This window comes from Acinetobacter sp. GD03645, assembly GCF_029845285.1.
In the GTDB taxonomy this organism is placed as follows: domain Bacteria; phylum Pseudomonadota; class Gammaproteobacteria; order Pseudomonadales; family Moraxellaceae; genus Acinetobacter; species Acinetobacter corruptisaponis.
Map to the genome: position 1 here is coordinate 14,032 of NZ_JAOCLL010000009.1, position 17,045 is coordinate 31,076.

The 17,045-nt window shown below is 39.1% G+C and carries 17 protein-coding genes, 1 other RNA gene and 1 pseudogene; 9 read left to right on the forward strand and 10 right to left on the reverse strand.

Going from position 1 to position 17,045, the window contains the following annotated elements:
* The first annotated feature begins 294 nt into the window (after nt 1-294).
* Together N5J47_RS08770 and N5J47_RS08775 are read left to right on the forward strand one after the other, a co-directional pair.
* On the forward strand, nt 295-741 hold the full coding sequence (locus tag N5J47_RS08770; protein ID WP_279959589.1) for an ABZJ_00895 family protein: 447 nt from the start codon (nt 295-297) through the stop codon (nt 739-741).
* Nucleotides 742-816: 75 nt separating this feature from the next.
* Nucleotides 817-1,722, forward strand: coding sequence for a TIGR01777 family oxidoreductase (locus N5J47_RS08775; protein ID WP_279959590.1), 906 nt, complete (start codon nt 817-819; stop codon nt 1,720-1,722).
* Here N5J47_RS08775 and thiO read toward each other — a convergent pair.
* A complete protein-coding gene (gene thiO / locus N5J47_RS08780; protein ID WP_279959591.1) occupies nt 1,708-2,829 on the reverse strand; it encodes a glycine oxidase ThiO in 1,122 nt (373 codons plus the stop codon). The genes N5J47_RS08775 and thiO overlap by 15 nt on opposite strands.
* A gap of 313 nt (nt 2,830-3,142) precedes the next feature.
* Entirely contained in the window at nt 3,143-4,156 is a 1,014-nt protein-coding gene (hemB, locus tag N5J47_RS08785; protein ID WP_279959592.1) for a porphobilinogen synthase, read from the reverse strand.
* 171 nt (nt 4,157-4,327) lie between these two features.
* On the opposite strand from hemB, the gene N5J47_RS08790 reads away from it, so the two are divergent.
* The 3 genes from N5J47_RS08790 to N5J47_RS08800 all read left to right on the forward strand — a co-directional run bounded on the left by N5J47_RS08790 (nt 4,328) and on the right by N5J47_RS08800 (nt 7,776).
* Nucleotides 4,328-4,825: a thioesterase family protein gene (locus N5J47_RS08790; protein ID WP_279959593.1), complete on the forward strand. Its 498-nt coding sequence runs from the start codon at nt 4,328-4,330 to the stop codon at nt 4,823-4,825.
* 269 nt (nt 4,826-5,094) lie between these two features.
* Nucleotides 5,095-6,243: an HlyD family efflux transporter periplasmic adaptor subunit gene (locus tag N5J47_RS08795; protein WP_279959594.1), complete on the forward strand. Its 1,149-nt coding sequence runs from the start codon at nt 5,095-5,097 to the stop codon at nt 6,241-6,243.
* A gap of 6 nt (nt 6,244-6,249) precedes the next feature.
* Entirely contained in the window at nt 6,250-7,776 is a 1,527-nt protein-coding gene (locus N5J47_RS08800; RefSeq protein WP_279959595.1) for a DHA2 family efflux MFS transporter permease subunit, read from the forward strand.
* A 78-nt stretch (nt 7,777-7,854) separates the two neighbouring features.
* Here N5J47_RS08800 and N5J47_RS08805 read toward each other — a convergent pair whose 3' ends face one another.
* The 3 genes and pseudogenes from N5J47_RS08805 to N5J47_RS08810 all read right to left on the reverse strand — a co-directional run bounded on the left by N5J47_RS08805 (nt 7,855) and on the right by N5J47_RS08810 (nt 9,149).
* The gene (locus N5J47_RS08805) at nt 7,855-8,163 is read right to left on the reverse strand and encodes a hypothetical protein (RefSeq protein ID WP_347815011.1); all 309 of its coding nucleotides are present in this window, start codon (nt 8,161-8,163) and stop codon (nt 7,855-7,857) included.
* A pseudogene (locus N5J47_RS18105) lies at nt 8,140-8,322 on the reverse strand (hypothetical protein); the annotation flags it as partial. The gene N5J47_RS08805 and the pseudogene N5J47_RS18105, both read right to left, overlap by 24 nt.
* Nucleotides 8,323-8,405: 83 nt before the next feature.
* Nucleotides 8,406-9,149, reverse strand: coding sequence for a hypothetical protein (locus tag N5J47_RS08810; protein ID WP_279959597.1), 744 nt, complete (start codon nt 9,147-9,149; stop codon nt 8,406-8,408).
* Nucleotides 9,150-9,788: 639 nt separating this feature from the next.
* Here N5J47_RS08810 and N5J47_RS08815 point away from each other — a divergent pair.
* On the forward strand, nt 9,789-10,094 hold the full coding sequence (locus N5J47_RS08815; protein ID WP_279959598.1) for a hypothetical protein: 306 nt from the start codon (nt 9,789-9,791) through the stop codon (nt 10,092-10,094).
* A 23-nt stretch (nt 10,095-10,117) separates the two neighbouring features.
* The gene (locus N5J47_RS08820; protein ID WP_279962410.1) at nt 10,118-10,432 is read left to right on the forward strand and encodes a TM2 domain-containing protein; all 315 of its coding nucleotides are present in this window, start codon (nt 10,118-10,120) and stop codon (nt 10,430-10,432) included.
* Nucleotides 10,433-10,587: 155 nt separating this feature from the next.
* On the opposite strand, the gene N5J47_RS08825 is transcribed toward N5J47_RS08820, so the two are convergent.
* The 5 genes from N5J47_RS08825 to ssrA form a co-directional block, all read right to left on the reverse strand.
* The gene (locus N5J47_RS08825; RefSeq protein ID WP_279959699.1) at nt 10,588-10,821 is read right to left on the reverse strand and encodes an AlpA family transcriptional regulator; all 234 of its coding nucleotides are present in this window, start codon (nt 10,819-10,821) and stop codon (nt 10,588-10,590) included.
* Nucleotides 10,822-10,881: 60 nt separating this feature from the next.
* A complete protein-coding gene (locus tag N5J47_RS08830; RefSeq protein ID WP_279959600.1) occupies nt 10,882-11,172 on the reverse strand; it encodes a hypothetical protein in 291 nt (96 codons plus the stop codon).
* A 223-nt stretch (nt 11,173-11,395) separates the two neighbouring features.
* A complete protein-coding gene (locus N5J47_RS08835; protein ID WP_279962409.1) occupies nt 11,396-12,322 on the reverse strand; it encodes a phage/plasmid replication protein, II/X family in 927 nt (308 codons plus the stop codon).
* 535 nt (nt 12,323-12,857) lie between these two features.
* Complete coding sequence (locus N5J47_RS08840) at nt 12,858-14,096, reverse strand: tyrosine-type recombinase/integrase (RefSeq protein ID WP_279959602.1); 1,239 nt, start codon at nt 14,094-14,096, stop codon at nt 12,858-12,860.
* A gap of 179 nt (nt 14,097-14,275) precedes the next feature.
* Nucleotides 14,276-14,635: a transfer-messenger RNA gene (gene ssrA / locus N5J47_RS08845) on the reverse strand.
* 371 nt (nt 14,636-15,006) lie between these two features.
* On the opposite strand from ssrA, the gene N5J47_RS08850 reads away from it, so the two are divergent.
* Together N5J47_RS08850 and N5J47_RS08855 are read left to right on the forward strand one after the other, a co-directional pair.
* Nucleotides 15,007-15,279 carry a hypothetical protein gene (locus N5J47_RS08850; RefSeq protein ID WP_267980260.1) on the forward strand — a complete coding sequence of 91 codons (273 nt, stop codon included), beginning with the start codon at nt 15,007-15,009 and terminating at the stop codon, nt 15,277-15,279.
* A gap of 593 nt (nt 15,280-15,872) precedes the next feature.
* A complete protein-coding gene (locus N5J47_RS08855) occupies nt 15,873-17,036 on the forward strand; it encodes a glutathione-dependent formaldehyde dehydrogenase (protein ID WP_279959603.1) in 1,164 nt (387 codons plus the stop codon).
* Nucleotides 17,037-17,045 lie beyond the last annotated feature (9 nt).

The following is a 17,045-nucleotide window of genomic DNA, read 5'->3' on the forward strand; positions in this document are numbered from 1 at the left end:
GTTTGAAACCGTAAATTTCAGGCAAATAAAAACCGACGATTCGAGTGATGATAAATCGTCGGTCAAAATCTTTATTCAAGGTTTTGGCTGCTAACAAAACCTTTGCAAAAGATGGAGAGTCATAATGAAAGGTCACCGAAAAATATTGCGGATGCCGTGCAATGAACATTCGGTTGCTGCGACCTTGTACCCTATATAACGGTGCTAGTTGAGGATTGGTTGACATAAAAATGAAAAAAAAGTGAAAAAAAATTATAATTATTTCTCGAAACCGCTCTAGCTAGGTTTATGTTGATGATTTCATTGCGTTTGTACTATATTTGGTTTTTTATTGTTTGTCTGGTTTCCACCCTGGTTGCTGGCGTACTGGCGGCGATTCTACCCAATAGTATTGGTGGTGTGCTCACCGCTGTGCCTTATTTAATCGCAATTATTTTTGTTCTGTTCAGGTTTTTAAAGCAACAGCACCGTGCTCCAACAGCACAGGAAAAGAAATGCCTGACTTTTGGATTTACCCTGATTTTTTGGGGATATAACATTTGTGGTTTATTGCTTGGTTTATTTATCTTTGCGCGTAAAGACCCTGAAATCTGGCAGAATTTTCTGCTCTACCTAAAACAGCCACAGTTCCTTATCACGGTGTTAGGGATGTGGGCGATACTTGCCATTCCACTATTTCTAATGACCTACTGGTTCTATGGTCCACAGGCGCAAAGAATGGCAAACAAGATGTTTAATTAGGATGAAAAAGTTTACTTGTAATTCACACTGATTTTGCCAAGACTGGGATACATATCATTTTTAATAGGTCGTGTGATGCAAAAATTGACTGTCCTGGTCACGGGTGCGAGTGGTTTTATTGGTTCCCATTTATTGCCATTTTTATTGGAAAGACAATATAAGGTCATTGCGCTCACTCGGCAAATGAATAAAGTTTCTGATCATCCCGATTTAGTCTGGGTCAATGATTTTGACCACATTCAAACGCAACAGATTAATTATGTCATTAATCTGGCTGGGGAAAATATTGGTGCAAAACGCTGGACGGAAGAGCGTAAGCAACAACTCATTGAAAGTCGTGTCTCTATGACCCAAAGACTGTATGAATGGTTAGAACAAAAGCAGATTTTCCCACAATGCATTCTTTCAGGTTCAGCGATTGGCTATTATGGCATTGATCCACAAGAACAATGGATTGCCATCTGTGATGAAAACACACCGTCTCAAACAATTTTTATGTCTGAGCTTTGTCAGGCTTGGGAACAAGCTGCACTGAAATTTAGTCAGCAAAATACCAGGATTATTCGATTGGGTGTTGTGTTTGGAAATGGAGGGATTTTGCCGCAAATGCTGTTACCCATTCGCTTAAATGCAGTAGGCAAGATTGGTTCAGGACGGCAGCCAATTGTCTGGGTTCATATTCAGGATGTACTCAATGCAATGGTTTTTCTGCTGCGATCGAATAGTAAGCAAAAGGTTTATAATCTGGTTGCGCCTGAGCAATCCAATCAGCAAGAATTTGTTCAGGTTGCAGGGCAGGTTTTAAAACGTAAGCCTTTTATTCCGATGCCGAAATGTGTCTTTGAACTGGCTTTGGGTGAGCAATCCCAATTAATTCTAAATGGTCAATTTGTAGCGCCTAAGGCATTGCTGGACCAAGGTTTCCAGTTTCAGTATCCTGACCTAAAATCGGCCTTGAGCGAAATTTTAGGAAGAGATTAAATCCTGTTTTTTTAAGCGTTCTGGTGAATAGGCGATTGGCGAAACAAGGGTTTTTTGTCCTAGCATTAACTGACGCAGTAAACGTGCCGATCCCGCACCCATACACAGCCCATTACGGAAATGTCCAAAATTAGCCCACAGATTTTCTATTTCAGGCATTGCGCCAATATACGGAATACCATGTGGTGAACTTGGACGTAACCCAGCCCAGCGTTGTACAATCGGGAACTGTTCCAGCTCAGGCACCATTTCCAGACACGCCGTTAAAATATCCTGCTGCGTTTGCTCATCCACTGCGGTGTTAAAGCCACAATCCGCCATGCTGGAACCACAGACGATATGGCCATCCTGACGTGGAATCAGGTACATCACCCGATTCATACACATGGTAGGCAACCAATTTTCAGGCGTTTTAAATAGCAACATTTGGCCTTGTATAGGATGTACAGGAATTTTTCGTTGTAGCTGTTCTGCCCAGTGCTGGCTCCATGCACCTGATGTAATCACAACATGATCAGTAAAGAAATTTCTGCCATCTACTGTTTGAATGCCTTGTACTTTTTTATTTTGAATGATCAGTTTTTTAACGGGGCAATGTTCAAAAAAGTGAACTGAGGGATGCTGTTTTAAATAGCTAATCAGCGATTGTAATAAACGTGGATTACGCACATTGGAGAGCTGAGGAAAATAAATGGCTTGTTGGAATTGGGCTGAAATATGTGGATTCACTTGTTCAAGCTGATAGCGATTGAGTAGATCACATTGCTGCATTGGCTCATGGTATTGGGTTGCGTAATTTAACCCTATGTCGAAATCTTCTCGGTCAAAAATCAGCATGCCCGTATCGTGGATTTGAAAATCAATCCCTGTAATCGGCAGTAGTTTTTCATTCCACATTTGATACAGTGATTTGCCATATTGGGCGAGGTGGTTGACTTCAGGTGCATATCGCCACGGATACATGGGGGAGAGGATACCGCCACCCGCCCACGAGGCAGCCTGACCCGCTTGGTGCTGGTCAAAAATATCAATTGAGCAGCCTTGTTCAGCTAGCTCCAGTGCAGTCATTAAGCCGCTAATCCCTGCACCAATGATGGCGATATGCATAAAAATTTAAACCAAAGTCATAGTTTAATTTCAGCTTAATTTAAACTATTTTAGAATTACTATTAATGATATGCATGGCGGAGTCTTGCCGAGTTCTCATTATATTTCAGGATAAGCCTTCGGCTGGACTTACTTTGGTTTCGCCCAAAGTAAGCAAAGGCATTGTCATCCGCAAAACTCGTTGTTTACCATCAACTCGTTTAGTTAATCGCAGAAACATCATTCTTTTAATGTTGTCCTGTCTCGAACAATTGCGGATGACGTTTCCGAGTATCCAATTTCAGTATAAGGTTTTATACCAAAATCAGATCAATCATTTCATCTCTTTCAGTTTACGCGCTGCTTCTTCAGCAAAATACGTCCAGATTCCATCGGCACCTGCACGACGGCAGCACATTAAGGACTCCAGAATCACATTGTCCGATAACCAGCCATTTTGAATTGCGCCCGCAAGCATCGCATATTCACCGCTGACCTGATAAATAAAGGTTGGAACACCAAAGGTATCTTTGACTTCACGCACAATATCCAGATATGGCATGCCTGGTTTCACAATCACCATGTCCGCACCCTCCTGAATATCAAGGGCGATTTCATGCAGGGCTTCGGCACGGTTGCCAATATCCATTTGATAGTTGTATTTATTGCCACCTTTCAGGTTGCTGGCTGAACCTACCGCATCACGGAATGGGCCATAAAAGCTGGATGCATATTTGGCTGAATAGGCCATGATATTGGTATAGATAAAACCATTTTGCTCAAGTGCTTGACGAATCGCACCAATACGGCCATCCATCATGTCACTTGGCGCGACCACATCCGCGCCTGCTGCGGCATGGCTCAGCGCTTGTTTGATCAGGCATTCCACCGTTTCATCATTCAGTACATAGCCTGTATTATCAATAATACCGTCCTGACCATGTGTGGTGTATGGGTCAAGCGCGCCATCGGTGATCAGCACCATTTCAGGCAATTCTTTTTTAAGCAGGCGGCAGGTGTTTTGAACCAGACCATCTTCATGCCAGGCTGCTTCAGCGGTTAAACTTTTATCTTGTTGTGGTGTTACGGGGAATAGGGCAAGTTTGGATACGCCAAGTTCCAGCAAACTTTCCGCCTTTTTGAGCAATAAATCGGCAGACAGACGCTGCACATTTGGCATGCTTGGAATGTCTTGGCTTTGTTGTTGTCCTGGTAGTACAAATACTGGATAAATCAAGTGATTAGCAGTGAGTTGTGTTTCGCTGACCATGGTACGGAGCTGGTCATTTTTACGGATACGGCGCATGCGAGTCGCAGGGAAAGCTGGACGATTGAACGTATAAGTCATAACAATCTCGATGTTCAGTATTACACTATAGGAATAATTGGCTCACTTAAGGCATGCTGGGGAGAGCTTGGCAGCCTGAACCAATGAAAGAACCTCGCTATTGTAGCCCCATAATTTTAGATTTGTACAAAATAATGGGATGTTTATCGTTCCTTTGGATGTTGGCAGCGTATGAATGATGTAAAGAAAAACTGGACGGGTAATATTCAGTTAGGTGTGGAAGTAGATCATGCTGTGGTGTTAAAGCAACTTTGTAAATCCTTTAATGCCTGTCCGTTCTTTAAATACAGTGGCATGGTGATGCGTGTGGTCGATGACCAGATTGAAGCCTATGTGGAAATGAAGCCTGAGCTGGTGGGGAACCTGGCCTTTCAAATCCTGCACGGCGGGGTGGCCGCAACCATATTGGATAGTATTGGTGGGATTGTTGCGATGGAACAGCTTTATCGTCATTCAACCCCTGAGAATTTGCCTGACACCATCAAAAAATTTTCCCGTTTGGCAACCGTTGATATGCGTGTGGATTATCTGGCACCAGGGCGTGGCCAGTTCTTTATTGCGCGTGCTGAAACATTACGTCTGGGGCGTAAGGGCTGTACCATGCGCATGACCATGGTCAATGATGAAGACAAGCCAATCGCAACCGCAATTGCCTCTTATGCGTACTAGGGCATTGAGCAAACATTTAAAGCGTCATTGGACGCTTTTTTTATATGTGAAATAAGGTTGATATAAAAAATAATTATCAAAATATGAGAATTGAACGCATCAGTTATTTTTTTTATTCTCGATATGTGATTTTTTGTCGTTAGAATGCTTTCTGGATTTTTGTTTGTATTTTGATCTTTTGTTTTAACATTCGGTTAAGTTTTCAAAATTAAACTGATCGGCTGATTAAACCAAAAGTTAAAAGTCTCTTTAATTTTCAGGAATAACTTATGACTGACGCCCAAGCAAATCAACAGGATGCTGCTTCAAACTTGGCATCAGATGATGCAATGAAAACAAAACGTAAAAAGTTTTTAGGATTTTTCGCGCTCATTCTCATTCTTGCAGCAATTCTGTATGGTATTTGGGCAATGTTCTTCAACCATTCAGTCAATACCGACAATGCCTATGTCGGTGCGGAAACCGCGCAGATTACCTCAATGGTCAGTGGACAGGTGGCTGAAGTCTTGGTCAAGGATACTCAGCAAGTGAAGCAGGGTGATGTGCTGGTCCGCATTGATGAGCGTGATGCCAAGATTCAACTGGCGCAGGCGCAGGCTGAACTGGCAAAGGCACAGCGTCAATACAAACAAAGTCAGGCCAACAGTAGTTCCTTGAACTCTCAGGTTGTGGTGCGTAATGATGAAATCACCAGCGCACAGGCGCAAGTCACCAAAGCCCAGGCAGATTATGACCGAGCAACCTTAGAGTTAAAACGACGTAATGAGTTGGCTGCATCAGGTGCGATTTCCAAGGAAGAACTGAGCAAGGCGCAAAGTGCGGTATCAACCGCGAAAGCAAGCCTTGAGTTAGCACAGGCAGGCTTGGCACAGGCAACCTCAAGCCGTAAGGCTGCGGAAAGCACATTAGCCGCAAATGAGGCATTGATTCAAGGCTTTAATGAAGCGTCCACACCTGATGTATTGGTGGCGAAAGCGCATGTGGAGCAGGCACAGCTTGATCTGGAACGTACCGTGATTCGTGCGCCAGTGGATGGAGTCATTACCCGAAAGAATATTCAGATCGGGCAACGTGTCGCACCAGGCACAGTGATGATGTCGGTGGTGCCTGTATCAGCACTGTATGTGGATGCCAACTACAAAGAAAGCCAGCTTGCCAAAGTCAAGGCAGGGCAGAAAGTCACGTTGACCTCTGACCTCTATGGGGATGATGTGGTCTATCATGGCGTGGTACAGGGCTTCTCAGGCGGTACAGGAGCGGCATTTGCCTTGATTCCAGCGCAAAATGCCACAGGTAACTGGATTAAGGTGGTACAGCGTTTGCCTGTACGCATTAGCCTTGATCCTAAAGAGCTTGCAGAACATCCACTGCGAGTGGGCTTGTCGATGCAGGCGGATATTGATCTGGCATCGAAGTAAACAGCCATGAAAACGCAAACACCTTTTGCAGAACTCAGTGGTGGGCGTTTACTGCTTGCCGCTTTTGTCATCGCCCTTTCAAATTTTATGGTGGTACTGGATACCACTATTGCTAACGTTTCCGTTCCACATATTACAGGCAATTTAGCCGTTTCCAGCTCGCAAGGCACATGGGTGATTACCTCATACGCAGTTGCAGAAGCCATTTGTGTACCATTAACGGGCTGGCTGGCAGGACGCTTTGGAACGGTTCGGGTCTTTGTCTTCGGGCTGATTGGTTTCACCATCTTTTCATTCCTCTGTGGTTTGGCGACCTCACTGGAAATGCTGGTTTTTTTCCGTATTGGACAAGGGCTTTGCGGTGGCCCGTTAATGCCACTCAGCCAAACTTTGTTGATGAGAATTTTCCCACCTGAAAAACACTCACAGGCGATGGGCATGTGGGCCATGACCACCGTGGTTGGACCAATTCTGGGGCCGATTTTGGGTGGCCTGATTAGTGATAATTTATCCTGGCACTGGATTTTCTTTATCAATATTCCTGTGGGGATTTTCTGTGCCCTGGCTGCAATTCGCCTATTGTCTGTGGCTGAAACCAAAACTGAAAAATTACGGATTGATGCGATTGGTTTGGGTCTATTGGTGCTATGGATTGGTGCCTTGCAGTTGATGCTTGACCTTGGGCATGAACGCGACTGGTTTAATAGTACGAGTATTATCATGCTTGCCTTGGTGGCAGTCGTTGGCTTCATTGTCTTTATGATTTGGGAGCTGACCGATAAACATCCCGTGGTCAACCTGTATGTGTTCCGCCATCGGGGCTTTGCAGTTTCCGTGCTGGCACTGGCGTTTGGCTTTGGTTCGTTCTTTGGCAGTATTGTGCTTATTCCACAGTGGCTACAGATCAATCTTGGTTATACCGCAACATGGGCAGGCTATCTGACTGCCACGATGGGCTTTGGCAGTCTAACCATGTCGCCGATTGTGGCAAAACTGGCAACCAAATATGATCCACGGGCATTGGCGAGTTTTGGTTTGGCCTTATTGGGTATTGTCACGGTCATGCGTGCATTCTGGGTGACCGATGCCGACTTTATGGCATTGGCCTGGCCGCAGATTTTGCAGGGCTTTGCTGTGCCATTCTTCTTTATTCCATTATCGAATATTGCAATGGGTTCAGTGTTGCCGCAGGAAATGGCATCTGCCGCAGGTTTGATGAACTTCCTAAGAACCATGGCAGGGGCGATTGGTGCATCGATTGCGGTGACGATCTGGGATGATCATGCCAAAGTGGCACGCAGTGAAATGGTGAATACCTTACATCCACAGGAAGTGCAGAATACCTTGCTGCAAAATGGTTTCTCTCCTGATGCGACCTTGGGTGTGATTGCGAATCTCGTTGATAAAGAGGCAATTACCATTTCAGCCAACCATGTGTTTATGATTCTGGCGATAGTATTTATCTTTGCGAGTGCTTTCATTTGGTTGAGTCCAAAACCGAAGCAGATTACAGGTGGGCCAGCACCGCATTAACTTAAATAGATGTTTATTTCCAAAAAACTCGGACTTATTAATCCGAGTTTTTTTATTTAAATCTGACATGAGGGTTATTCAGTCTTTGGATTTCTTATACACATCACAGTTTTGATCGTCTATCTGTTCCCAAAGTTTTAACTGTAAATCTTCCTCACATTTCGAGATTTTTTGATTTAAATATTTCATTGCAGATTTATGCTGATTTAAACCTTTACCGTGAAATGACCCAATTGCTTTCTGAATTTTTGCTTGCAAGTGCAAAAGATTAAACTCTTCATACGCTTCTTGTTTTGCTGAATAAGCATAAATTTTGTAAATAATTCTGATTAGTTCTAAAACGTTTGGATTTAGGGTTTTTAGCTCCTGTATATTATGCCATAGGATAAGATCAGCATAATTAAAATACACTGGGGATTGGCGGTTCGTACCGTACTTGATAGGACGTGGGAATGTTGCGTCTTGCTGTAGCAGTAGGCGTAAAGCATCTCGCTTGATACTTAATAATGCACATGCTTGGTTGTAGGTGATTCGGATAGGTTGCATTTGTTTAACTCCATAAGGCAGTATTTGATGGAGTTAGTATATTTTTGCTTTTATTTATTTAAATTTATATGCTTGCACATTGACTACTTTACTAGCATATTAACTCTTCTGCTAGCAGAAAGGTCACTTAACCTAATTGTTATTTCTTGGACCAGTTTCTTAGGATCTAAATCAATTTCTGTATTTGGGTTCTTTTTATAAAAATCTTTAATATAAAAATTTACACATTCTTTTTTACTGTTCCATCTATTACCAGTTTTTGGATTTATTTGAGTAAATAAAATAAAAACTTCCTCAAAAATTGGATTCATCTTTTCACGATACTTTTCAGCTTTAGCAAATCCACCTTTACTTGCAATTTTATTCAATAGAGATGCACTTATTTTATTTGTTTCAACAATAGTATCTAAGCATCCTAATAAATAAAATACTAACTGAATATTAGTAATAAATATGTTTAAATCTTCAAAAGTAATACTATTTCTAAAACGTTTAACGTGTATACCACCCATATGTATTGATTTATATGATCTTCGGATTAAATATATTATGTGGTTAGCCAGTTCTTCATTGTTATTAGACAATTCATTAAGACTTATTTTTTTTGTGAATTGCTTAAATTTTTCATCTAATTCATATACAACTTTATCTACGGGTTCATTATATCTTTCAAGTTCATCAAGTATTAATTCAAGATTTTTCTCTCCCCAGAGACTAGATATTTTATGTAAAAAAAGACTATTTGCTTCTGCTATTGACCTTTCCAGCCGATCTTCTAAAGTATCTTTCAAGTCTTGTTCTAAATCTAAAGTTTTTAATTCACCCATCACAATTTCCTCCCACATCATCCCAATAAAATAGTTAAGTCAATCCGATTGGGTATCAGACTTTCGGGAGTTAACCTAGAATTAACAAAATGATTATAAATTATACTTCACTATATATCAGAGTATTAATCTAAAAAGTACGTCACTTTTTGTCGTTATACTCTATTCCTCAAGCTTTTTAGCTAAATAATTCGATTATCTGCTAATAATGATAAGTGCTGGATATATTACCTAATAATTTTTTTACACGCATGAAAAAAGGCTTAAACCATTATAGCTTAAGCCTTTTTCTTTTATATACCATCATGTGACAGCATATAAATTTATATATTTGGTGGGGTGGCGACTACTTACTTTTTAATATAAATATATGATTTAAAATGATTAGTTTTAGTTTAAATTTATCCACCATACACCACACCATACAAGAGCATTCTTATTAGAAAAAATTCACATCCATTTCAATTCCACTTTTAAGAATTGAACACAAGACATTTTACAACATAACGCATTCATTTCATTTGTATGAATACTATTTGTCATTGTACTTTTCTATAGTATATTATTACAAATTCACCTGAATTTTATACAAAATTACTATTTAATTTTAAGAATATTCTAAAGCAACACGAGGATTCAATGAGAAATTTCAAAAAAGTAACATTCATATTTGCCCTGTTAATTTGTCAGCATTCAATGGCGAAAGATGTAACAAAAGAGATCATTAGCTATTGCCGTACTGAGATGGGTGAATATGGAGCTAGTATTGTCAAAGCTTGTGTTGATGAAGAAATTAGGGCACTCAAGGCATTGAATAAATATCCATCAAAATATAAGACTATCGTTTCAAGATGCATGGCTGATATGCGTGAGTTTGGTTTTATGACCGTTAAAGCTTGCGTTGATGAGGACATTGAAGCAGAGAAAGCATTAAGTAGATACTGAATATCTTAAATACTAGGAGCGGCATGATGACAATTGAAAATGAAATCTTAATTGAACAGAAAATTTCAAATAGTAAAAAATCTAAAGGAGTAGCCTATTTGCTTTTATTCATACTTGGTGGAATTGGAGCACATAGGTTTTATTTGGAAGCAATTCCATCTGCTTTAGTTTTATTAGCAGTTACCATTTGTTCTTTTGTGTTCACACCACTCCTCATTATTACAGGAATTTGGTTTTTTGTGGATTTATTCTTAATACCAAGTATTACTGATAAATACAACAATAAGCTATTATTGGATGCAAGAATGGATATTCTACGGTTGAGAAACGAAAAATAGATTGTTAGCAAATATAAGTTTAGCCATATCTTATACAATAAATTTTTTTGGAGTAACTCTGCATGGTTTTTTTATGACAATTAATAATAAGGAAAAACATAATACTCCAAATCAATACGGCAATAAAAAACGGCGGATTACCGCCGTGTCTTATCTCAACAAACCAATGTTTGTTCTTCACTTTCTTGTTTTGCTGCTGCAACTTGAGCATTCCACCAATGCACGATTGACTGATAATCATAGTAAACGGCAGCTTGTCTTGTCGTACCCTCTTTGATTGGTCTTGGGAATGTGGAGTCTGTTTTTACTAATTTATCTATTTTGTCACGACTAACAGACAGCAATTGACATACCTTGTCTTTTGTTAATCTTAATGGCACTAACCCCATCGTATTATTATTTTGATTTAAATTCACTTCTGTCACTTTAATTTACCCCTATCTATTCACTTAATTTTTTAACTTTTCTACGTTGTTGATTTTTAGATGATCAACAATACTGCTTGTGCAATCTTTAATAAGCCGATTAATTTCATCAAAACCATTAGCATCTGACATTAGAATTTCACGGATTAACAATCCTTTTGTCATACTTTCTAATGTTGGATAATATCCAATATCTTTATATTTAATGGGTCTAACGATACCTAAATCAGAATTGCTTTGTTTTCTTATCTCTTGTAGTATGAAGTTGAACTCATCTGTTACTATTCTATACTTATCATTTAAATCTAATTGCATTATTTCTCCTTTTTTACACATGCGTTTAAACCGTTATTTTAAGCGATTACAGCTATTTTAAATCTTAAAGGTAGGGTAGTACCATCACACCCTACAATCGAGCTATAACACGCTAAAAACATTATTTAAATTGATGTTTATATTAACTCTTAAAACAACTGCTTGCTTTATCTACAACCATTATAACCATTACTACCTTTAATTTTTTGACTTTCTGGATAAATCATTCATTCACCTTTGTTACACTATTAATATTGATTGCATATTCTTGCAAAAAGACTTTCTTGTATCGTTGAATTGTTCGATGTGAATAATGATTATTCATATCACCTTGTTTATAAGAATCGTAAAATCTACGATGTGCCATATTCTTAATCTCAATCATTTCTGTATTTCCATTTTGTTTAGGTAATATCATTTTAATTAAAATCCTTTCCATCAAGGATGCTACTACGCTACTACTCCATTGATGCCCAAAGATTAAATCCCATTCATTTAATTGTTTTGATCTGATGCTTACTTCTGCACGTATCATTAAGTCAGCATAAGCTTTCAAATCACCATTGATTTCGTATGCTAATTTCTCATGTTTTTTTACCTCTACACCTTTATGATAAAATTTTAAAACCCATCTTTTAGATTTCATTCCAAAATAAACACCATTGTCATAAACCACTTTCTGCCTATATGGATAGCTTGCATGTTGCTTCAACCTGTCTAAATATGCTGCTGCATCTTGCTTCGTATCAAACATGATTGGTTTATTTACATCCACTCTGAACAATCTAAACTTTCCTTGCCTGATGTTCATCAAATCAACTTCACTTGGATTAACACCGATACCCAAAGATTGTAAATGCACAATCAAACCAAAGACCAAAGCTTGTAAGTTGTCTGAACCTGTGATGTTTTGATGATTCAAGAACTTATAAAAATTACCCGATAATTCAATCGAGCCTGAGGTATGCGGTTTTATCCATATTGTGTCATCGTAGGAACTCCTCACCTTTTTAGGTTTATAGTTGTGTATAGCTGATTCAAAATCTAATTCATTGTTTAAATGAATCACTACACCACTCGATAATTGTTTTGGATCATGCTGTACTGTCACTAATGCATGAATCCAATCAATATTGCATCTTTCTTTCATCTACTATATAATCGCCTTTGTTATTAGATTTTTATTTAACAATAATCAAAACAATAAATTTAAAATGCAAAAAACCCTCAGAAGTGATAAATCACTAATGAAAGTTAAAATTCAAATAAGTTGTATTGCGTCATAATGTCGTAAAATGGAACGTTAATACTAGCACATTATACGCCTCTAATAACAATGGCTGAAAATACCATTTTATTGTCATTTTGTGCCAAAAGATTCAGAAGCACACTTTTACATCATGTTAAACAAACACCAAACATCAAGTATCAATCATGCATAATTGTTCACTGATATACACCAAAGAAACTAACGCCGTGTTTTATTACTAAGAGACTTATATTCCTTTAGAATTTCAATATCCACTCTGTTGGTTATATCCAATGATATATAAAAGTTGTATGCATTACTTATAATTACATAAACGAGAATTAATTCTCGTTTATTTGTGCGAGTGCCTAACACCATTATGCCGTTGGTTATAAAAATGAATGTTAGATTTTAAAATATCACCACAACCTGTAGCTTAAGCAATTTCTCTTTTCATCTCTGCATCCACCAAACCATCCAAGTAATCAGCCCATTTTTGTATCATTACTTTTCTTGGCTCAATATAAATCGCTTTATTATAAATACCCTCAACACCACCAACTTTATGAGCTAATGCGGCTTCTACGTGGTCACGAGTAAAACCCAATTCTCTTAACTGCGTTGAAAAGATATGTCTGAAACCATGTGGTGTTTGCTTACCTTGATAACCCAGCGATTTCAATGCTTTATTAAATGTATTGTTTGATACAGGTTTACTTGAATTACTGCGACTCTTAAACAAATAGGCACTACTACCACAATATGATTTCAATTCGTTCAGTAAAGTAATTGCTTGAGTTGGCAATGGGATTATATGCTCGATTCTTTTCTTCATACGTTCGGATGGAATAACCCATAACTCTTTATCGAGATTAAACTCACTCCACACAGCTTCTCTCAATTCCGTTGGTCTACAGGCTAACATGCTTAAAAGTTGTAGCCCTATCGAGGTTACACGGCTTGGGTATGCCCTAATATCAACAAGCAATTTTGGTAATTCATCAATCGTTACGTGTTCCATGTTCTTTTCAGCAGACTTCTCTATAAACTTTTCAATCCCTGATAATGGATTCTGATCAATTCGCCCCGTAACCTCTGCTAAGTCGTAAATGTCTTTGCATAACCCTCTTACACGTTCACCCATTTTTACAATTGGCGTACCTTTCGTTGGATGTAACTTTTTTTGAGTGGCTTGAATTAGGTCTAACCATTCTTTTTTAGTGATTTTTCTATAGTCACGATTGCCCATTAATGGATAAACATGATTTCTTAATGCACCTTCGTTTCGTGTCCGAGTACCTTTCACCCACGTTTTGCTGTTGCAATACTCAACCGCCAAACTCTTAAAGCTGAATTGATCACTGTTCAATAATGCTTGTTTTTCTTGGTCACGATGCTCTTTCGGGTCAATACCATCGGCAAGCAATCGCCTAGCTTCTGCTGCTTTTTGTCTAGCTAACTTACCACTTACTTCGGGATACGCCCCTAAACCCATGTATGTCCATTTTAAATTACTTGGTTTCTTGTATCTTAATTCCCAACGTTTGTTCCCTTTTGGGTGAACAACAAAATGGAGATTCTCACCGTCATTTACTCTATATTCTTTTAGCTCAGATTCAAGACTACTTAAAGTTGTGTCTTGCATTGGGAATTTTTTAATGTCTGCTTTTTTCATATTGATTCTTGTATGGTGAAAACAAGTGAACTCAAACCATACACGACACCATACAAACACACAAGCTATAAGTTACCCCATACAACACTATATAAAGGCATAAAAAAAGCCCTAACTGTTGATAGTTAAGGCTTTTAGTTTCATGTATCAGTATATAAAGTGATACAAATTTAAGAATATGGTGGAGGTGGCGGGAGTTGAACCCGCGTCCGCCAGCACTACACTCGAGAATACTACATGCTTAGATATCGTCTATTGTTTTAACACCAAGCGACCCGACGAACAGGGTACAAGGCGCGATCCTCTAAGTTTGGTATAAAGCCCCGAGGCTTGACTTTATACGGACTTGTGTGCGTGCGCTTCGGTCGGGTTCACTGACCACAAGTATTCAGTGAAGCGGACAAGCTGCCCTTAGGCAGCTAGAGCGTAAGTTTCGTCGTTTGCGACTATTAAAATGCAAATTTTATTTACGAGAGAAAATGCGCTCTCGGCATGCATCTATGAGCTTCATCACCAGCGTCGAAGCCAATAACACCCCCATATATGAACGGCTATCATAGCATAAATATTGAAAATTGACATCTAAATCTATAAATAAGGGGGTTAATGATTGAAATATAAGCAAGTGTTATAGCTGGATAAAGATGAAAGACTCAATAATTTGTGGATTGGAATTTTTTCAATAATTCAGTTTGATTTAAGCAGAAACAATTAGCCTAAGCATCTGACAACACTGTATCCATACAGTGACACTTTTCGCCACATCATCCCCGATGTGGTTTTTTTATGTCAGAAATCCTCATTAACCCGTTAATAGTTATAGAAAAATATGACTTTGTGGTTGAAATAAAACCAATTATGCATAATGATAACTATTATTCACTTGGTCATTTATTCTAAGGAGTGGATCATGATTGATGTGCAATATTCCCAAAACGTCTCGATACAGCAGTTATCGGATAACGCGTTCTTGTTAAGGGTTAATGATGCAAAAGTCTATCAATATTTATTGAGGCAATGTGGAAAGGGATTTGGTTGGGAGCGTTCCATACAAAAGTCGCAGAGTTTTTTAAATGGTGACATTGAATACCACATCAATGTTTCAGACATTCCTTTGGAAAACTTTGGACGGGACTTTTTTATGCTGGAGCCTGAACTGCTCAATAACATTGCAAAAAGTTAGTACAGAAATTTAAAGGTATTTATTCAGGATAGGTACTTTTTATAACGTAATTCACCCTTTCGCCACATCATATCCCCGATGTGGTTTTTTTATGCCTAAATTCCAGTTTTTAGTTTATAAAAATAAGAATAATAGTTGGCTAATACAGGTGGTGGAGGGTGAATCCATCATTTATATAGGGTGTTTTTGTAATAACTTATATCCTAAAAATGATATTTTATTCTTTGTTTATATCTATTGAGTTTTATGAATAATTAATGGGGTTATCTCAGCTCAAGTATTGGATTGTGGCTGAGCACGATTTAATCCTTTTGTTTTGAATATCTCAATGAAATTCAGGTGTTTGTGTTAAAAATAATTTTAATGCAATGAGTTGGAAGTGAAAAAAGAATGTCGTTAAATTTTTTAATAATGATTTTATAATTTATTCGGGTAAATGTTTCTAATTTTGTTGGGTTAATATTATTAATATAAAAGAAACAGTTTTTATGAACTTTATTACAATAAAGATAAGATTTATATCCTTATATTTTTCAGTGGATGTATTGATTAAAAATATATTTATTAAAATTAATATGGATGAGGAATAAACAATGCGTGCTCTTACTTATCACGGTGCAGAAGATGTCCGTGTCGAAACTGTGGCGGACCCCATTATTCAGGAACCTGATGACATTATTTTACGGGTTACCGCAACAGCGATCTGTGGTTCTGACCTGCATTTATATCGGGGAAAAATTCCCCAGACGGAGCAGGGAGACATTTTTGGACATGAGTTTATGGGCATTGTTGAGGAGGTTGGCTCGGCTGTAACCCATGTTAAAAAGGGGGATCGGGTGATTGTCCCTTTTGTGATTGCATGTGGGCAATGTTTCTTTTGCCAGCTTAACCTGACGGCAGCCTGTGAAAAAACCAACACGGGACGCGGAGCGATTTTAAACAAGAAGCAGATTCCCCCTGGAGCAGCGCTGTTTGGATATAGTCATCTCTATGGTGGCATACCAGGTGGACAGGCTGAATATGTGCGTGTTCCAAAAGCAAATAAGGGACCATTCAAGGTTCCAGGTTCATTGTCTGATGAGAAAGTCCTTTTTCTGACAGATATTTTGCCAACGGCATGGCAGGCGGTCACCAATGCAAACGTCACCACAGGTTCAACCGTAGCGATTTATGGCGCTGGGCCTGTGGGCTTGCTCAGTGCCGCCTGTGCCAAAATGTTGGGTGCGGAGAAGATATTTATTGTGGACCATAACCAATATCGGCTGAAATACGCCGCCGAAACCTATGGTGCCATTCCAGTCAATTTTGAGCAGGTCGATGCGGCTGAATATATTATCCAAAATACAGACAATTACCGTGGTGTGGATGCGGTTATTGATGCGATCGGGTTTGAGGCAAAAGGTAGTGTAATTGAGACCATTCTGACCAACCTGAAACTTGAGGGATCGAGTGGTGCGGTGTTAAGACAGTGTATTGCCGCTGTTCGCCGTGGAGGTGTGGTGAGTGTGCCTGGGGTATATGCAGGACCGATTCATGGCTTTTTATTTGGGGATGCCTTTGACAAGGGGCTGACCTTTAAAATGGGCCAGACCCATGTACACCAGTTCTTGCCCCAATTGCTGGAGTTTATTGAACGTGGTGACTTGTCTCCAGAAGCCATTATTACCCATCGCATGAAACTGGAAGATGCTGCGGAGGGCTACCGTATTTTTGACAAGCGGGAGGAAGAGTGCCGTAAGGTCATCCTCACCCCATAATAATCCAGC

What these genes read in the sequence shown, in the direction of transcription:
- N5J47_RS08770 (WP_279959589.1), top strand. Translation starts at nt 295, where the DNA reads ATGATTTCATTGCGTTTGTACTATATTTGGTTTTTTATTGTTTGTCTG.
- N5J47_RS08775 (WP_279959590.1), top strand. Translation starts at nt 817, where the DNA reads ATGCAAAAATTGACTGTCCTGGTCACGGGTGCGAGTGGTTTTATTGGT.
- thiO (WP_279959591.1), bottom strand. Translation starts at nt 2,829, where the DNA reads ATGCATATCGCCATCATTGGTGCAGGGATTAGCGGCTTAATGACTGCA.
- hemB (WP_279959592.1), bottom strand. Translation starts at nt 4,156, where the DNA reads ATGACTTATACGTTCAATCGTCCAGCTTTCCCTGCGACTCGCATGCGC.
- N5J47_RS08790 (WP_279959593.1), top strand. Translation starts at nt 4,328, where the DNA reads ATGAATGATGTAAAGAAAAACTGGACGGGTAATATTCAGTTAGGTGTG.
- N5J47_RS08795 (WP_279959594.1), top strand. Translation starts at nt 5,095, where the DNA reads ATGACTGACGCCCAAGCAAATCAACAGGATGCTGCTTCAAACTTGGCA.
- N5J47_RS08800 (WP_279959595.1), top strand. Translation starts at nt 6,250, where the DNA reads ATGAAAACGCAAACACCTTTTGCAGAACTCAGTGGTGGGCGTTTACTG.
- N5J47_RS08810 (WP_279959597.1), bottom strand. Translation starts at nt 9,149, where the DNA reads ATGGGTGAATTAAAAACTTTAGATTTAGAACAAGACTTGAAAGATACT.
- N5J47_RS08815 (WP_279959598.1), top strand. Translation starts at nt 9,789, where the DNA reads ATGAGAAATTTCAAAAAAGTAACATTCATATTTGCCCTGTTAATTTGT.
- N5J47_RS08820 (WP_279962410.1), top strand. Translation starts at nt 10,118, where the DNA reads ATGATGACAATTGAAAATGAAATCTTAATTGAACAGAAAATTTCAAAT.
- N5J47_RS08825 (WP_279959699.1), bottom strand. Translation starts at nt 10,821, where the DNA reads ATGGGGTTAGTGCCATTAAGATTAACAAAAGACAAGGTATGTCAATTG.
- N5J47_RS08830 (WP_279959600.1), bottom strand. Translation starts at nt 11,172, where the DNA reads ATGCAATTAGATTTAAATGATAAGTATAGAATAGTAACAGATGAGTTC.
- N5J47_RS08835 (WP_279962409.1), bottom strand. Translation starts at nt 12,322, where the DNA reads ATGAAAGAAAGATGCAATATTGATTGGATTCATGCATTAGTGACAGTA.
- N5J47_RS08840 (WP_279959602.1), bottom strand. Translation starts at nt 14,096, where the DNA reads ATGAAAAAAGCAGACATTAAAAAATTCCCAATGCAAGACACAACTTTA.
- N5J47_RS08850 (WP_267980260.1), top strand. Translation starts at nt 15,007, where the DNA reads ATGATTGATGTGCAATATTCCCAAAACGTCTCGATACAGCAGTTATCG.
- N5J47_RS08855 (WP_279959603.1), top strand. Translation starts at nt 15,873, where the DNA reads ATGCGTGCTCTTACTTATCACGGTGCAGAAGATGTCCGTGTCGAAACT.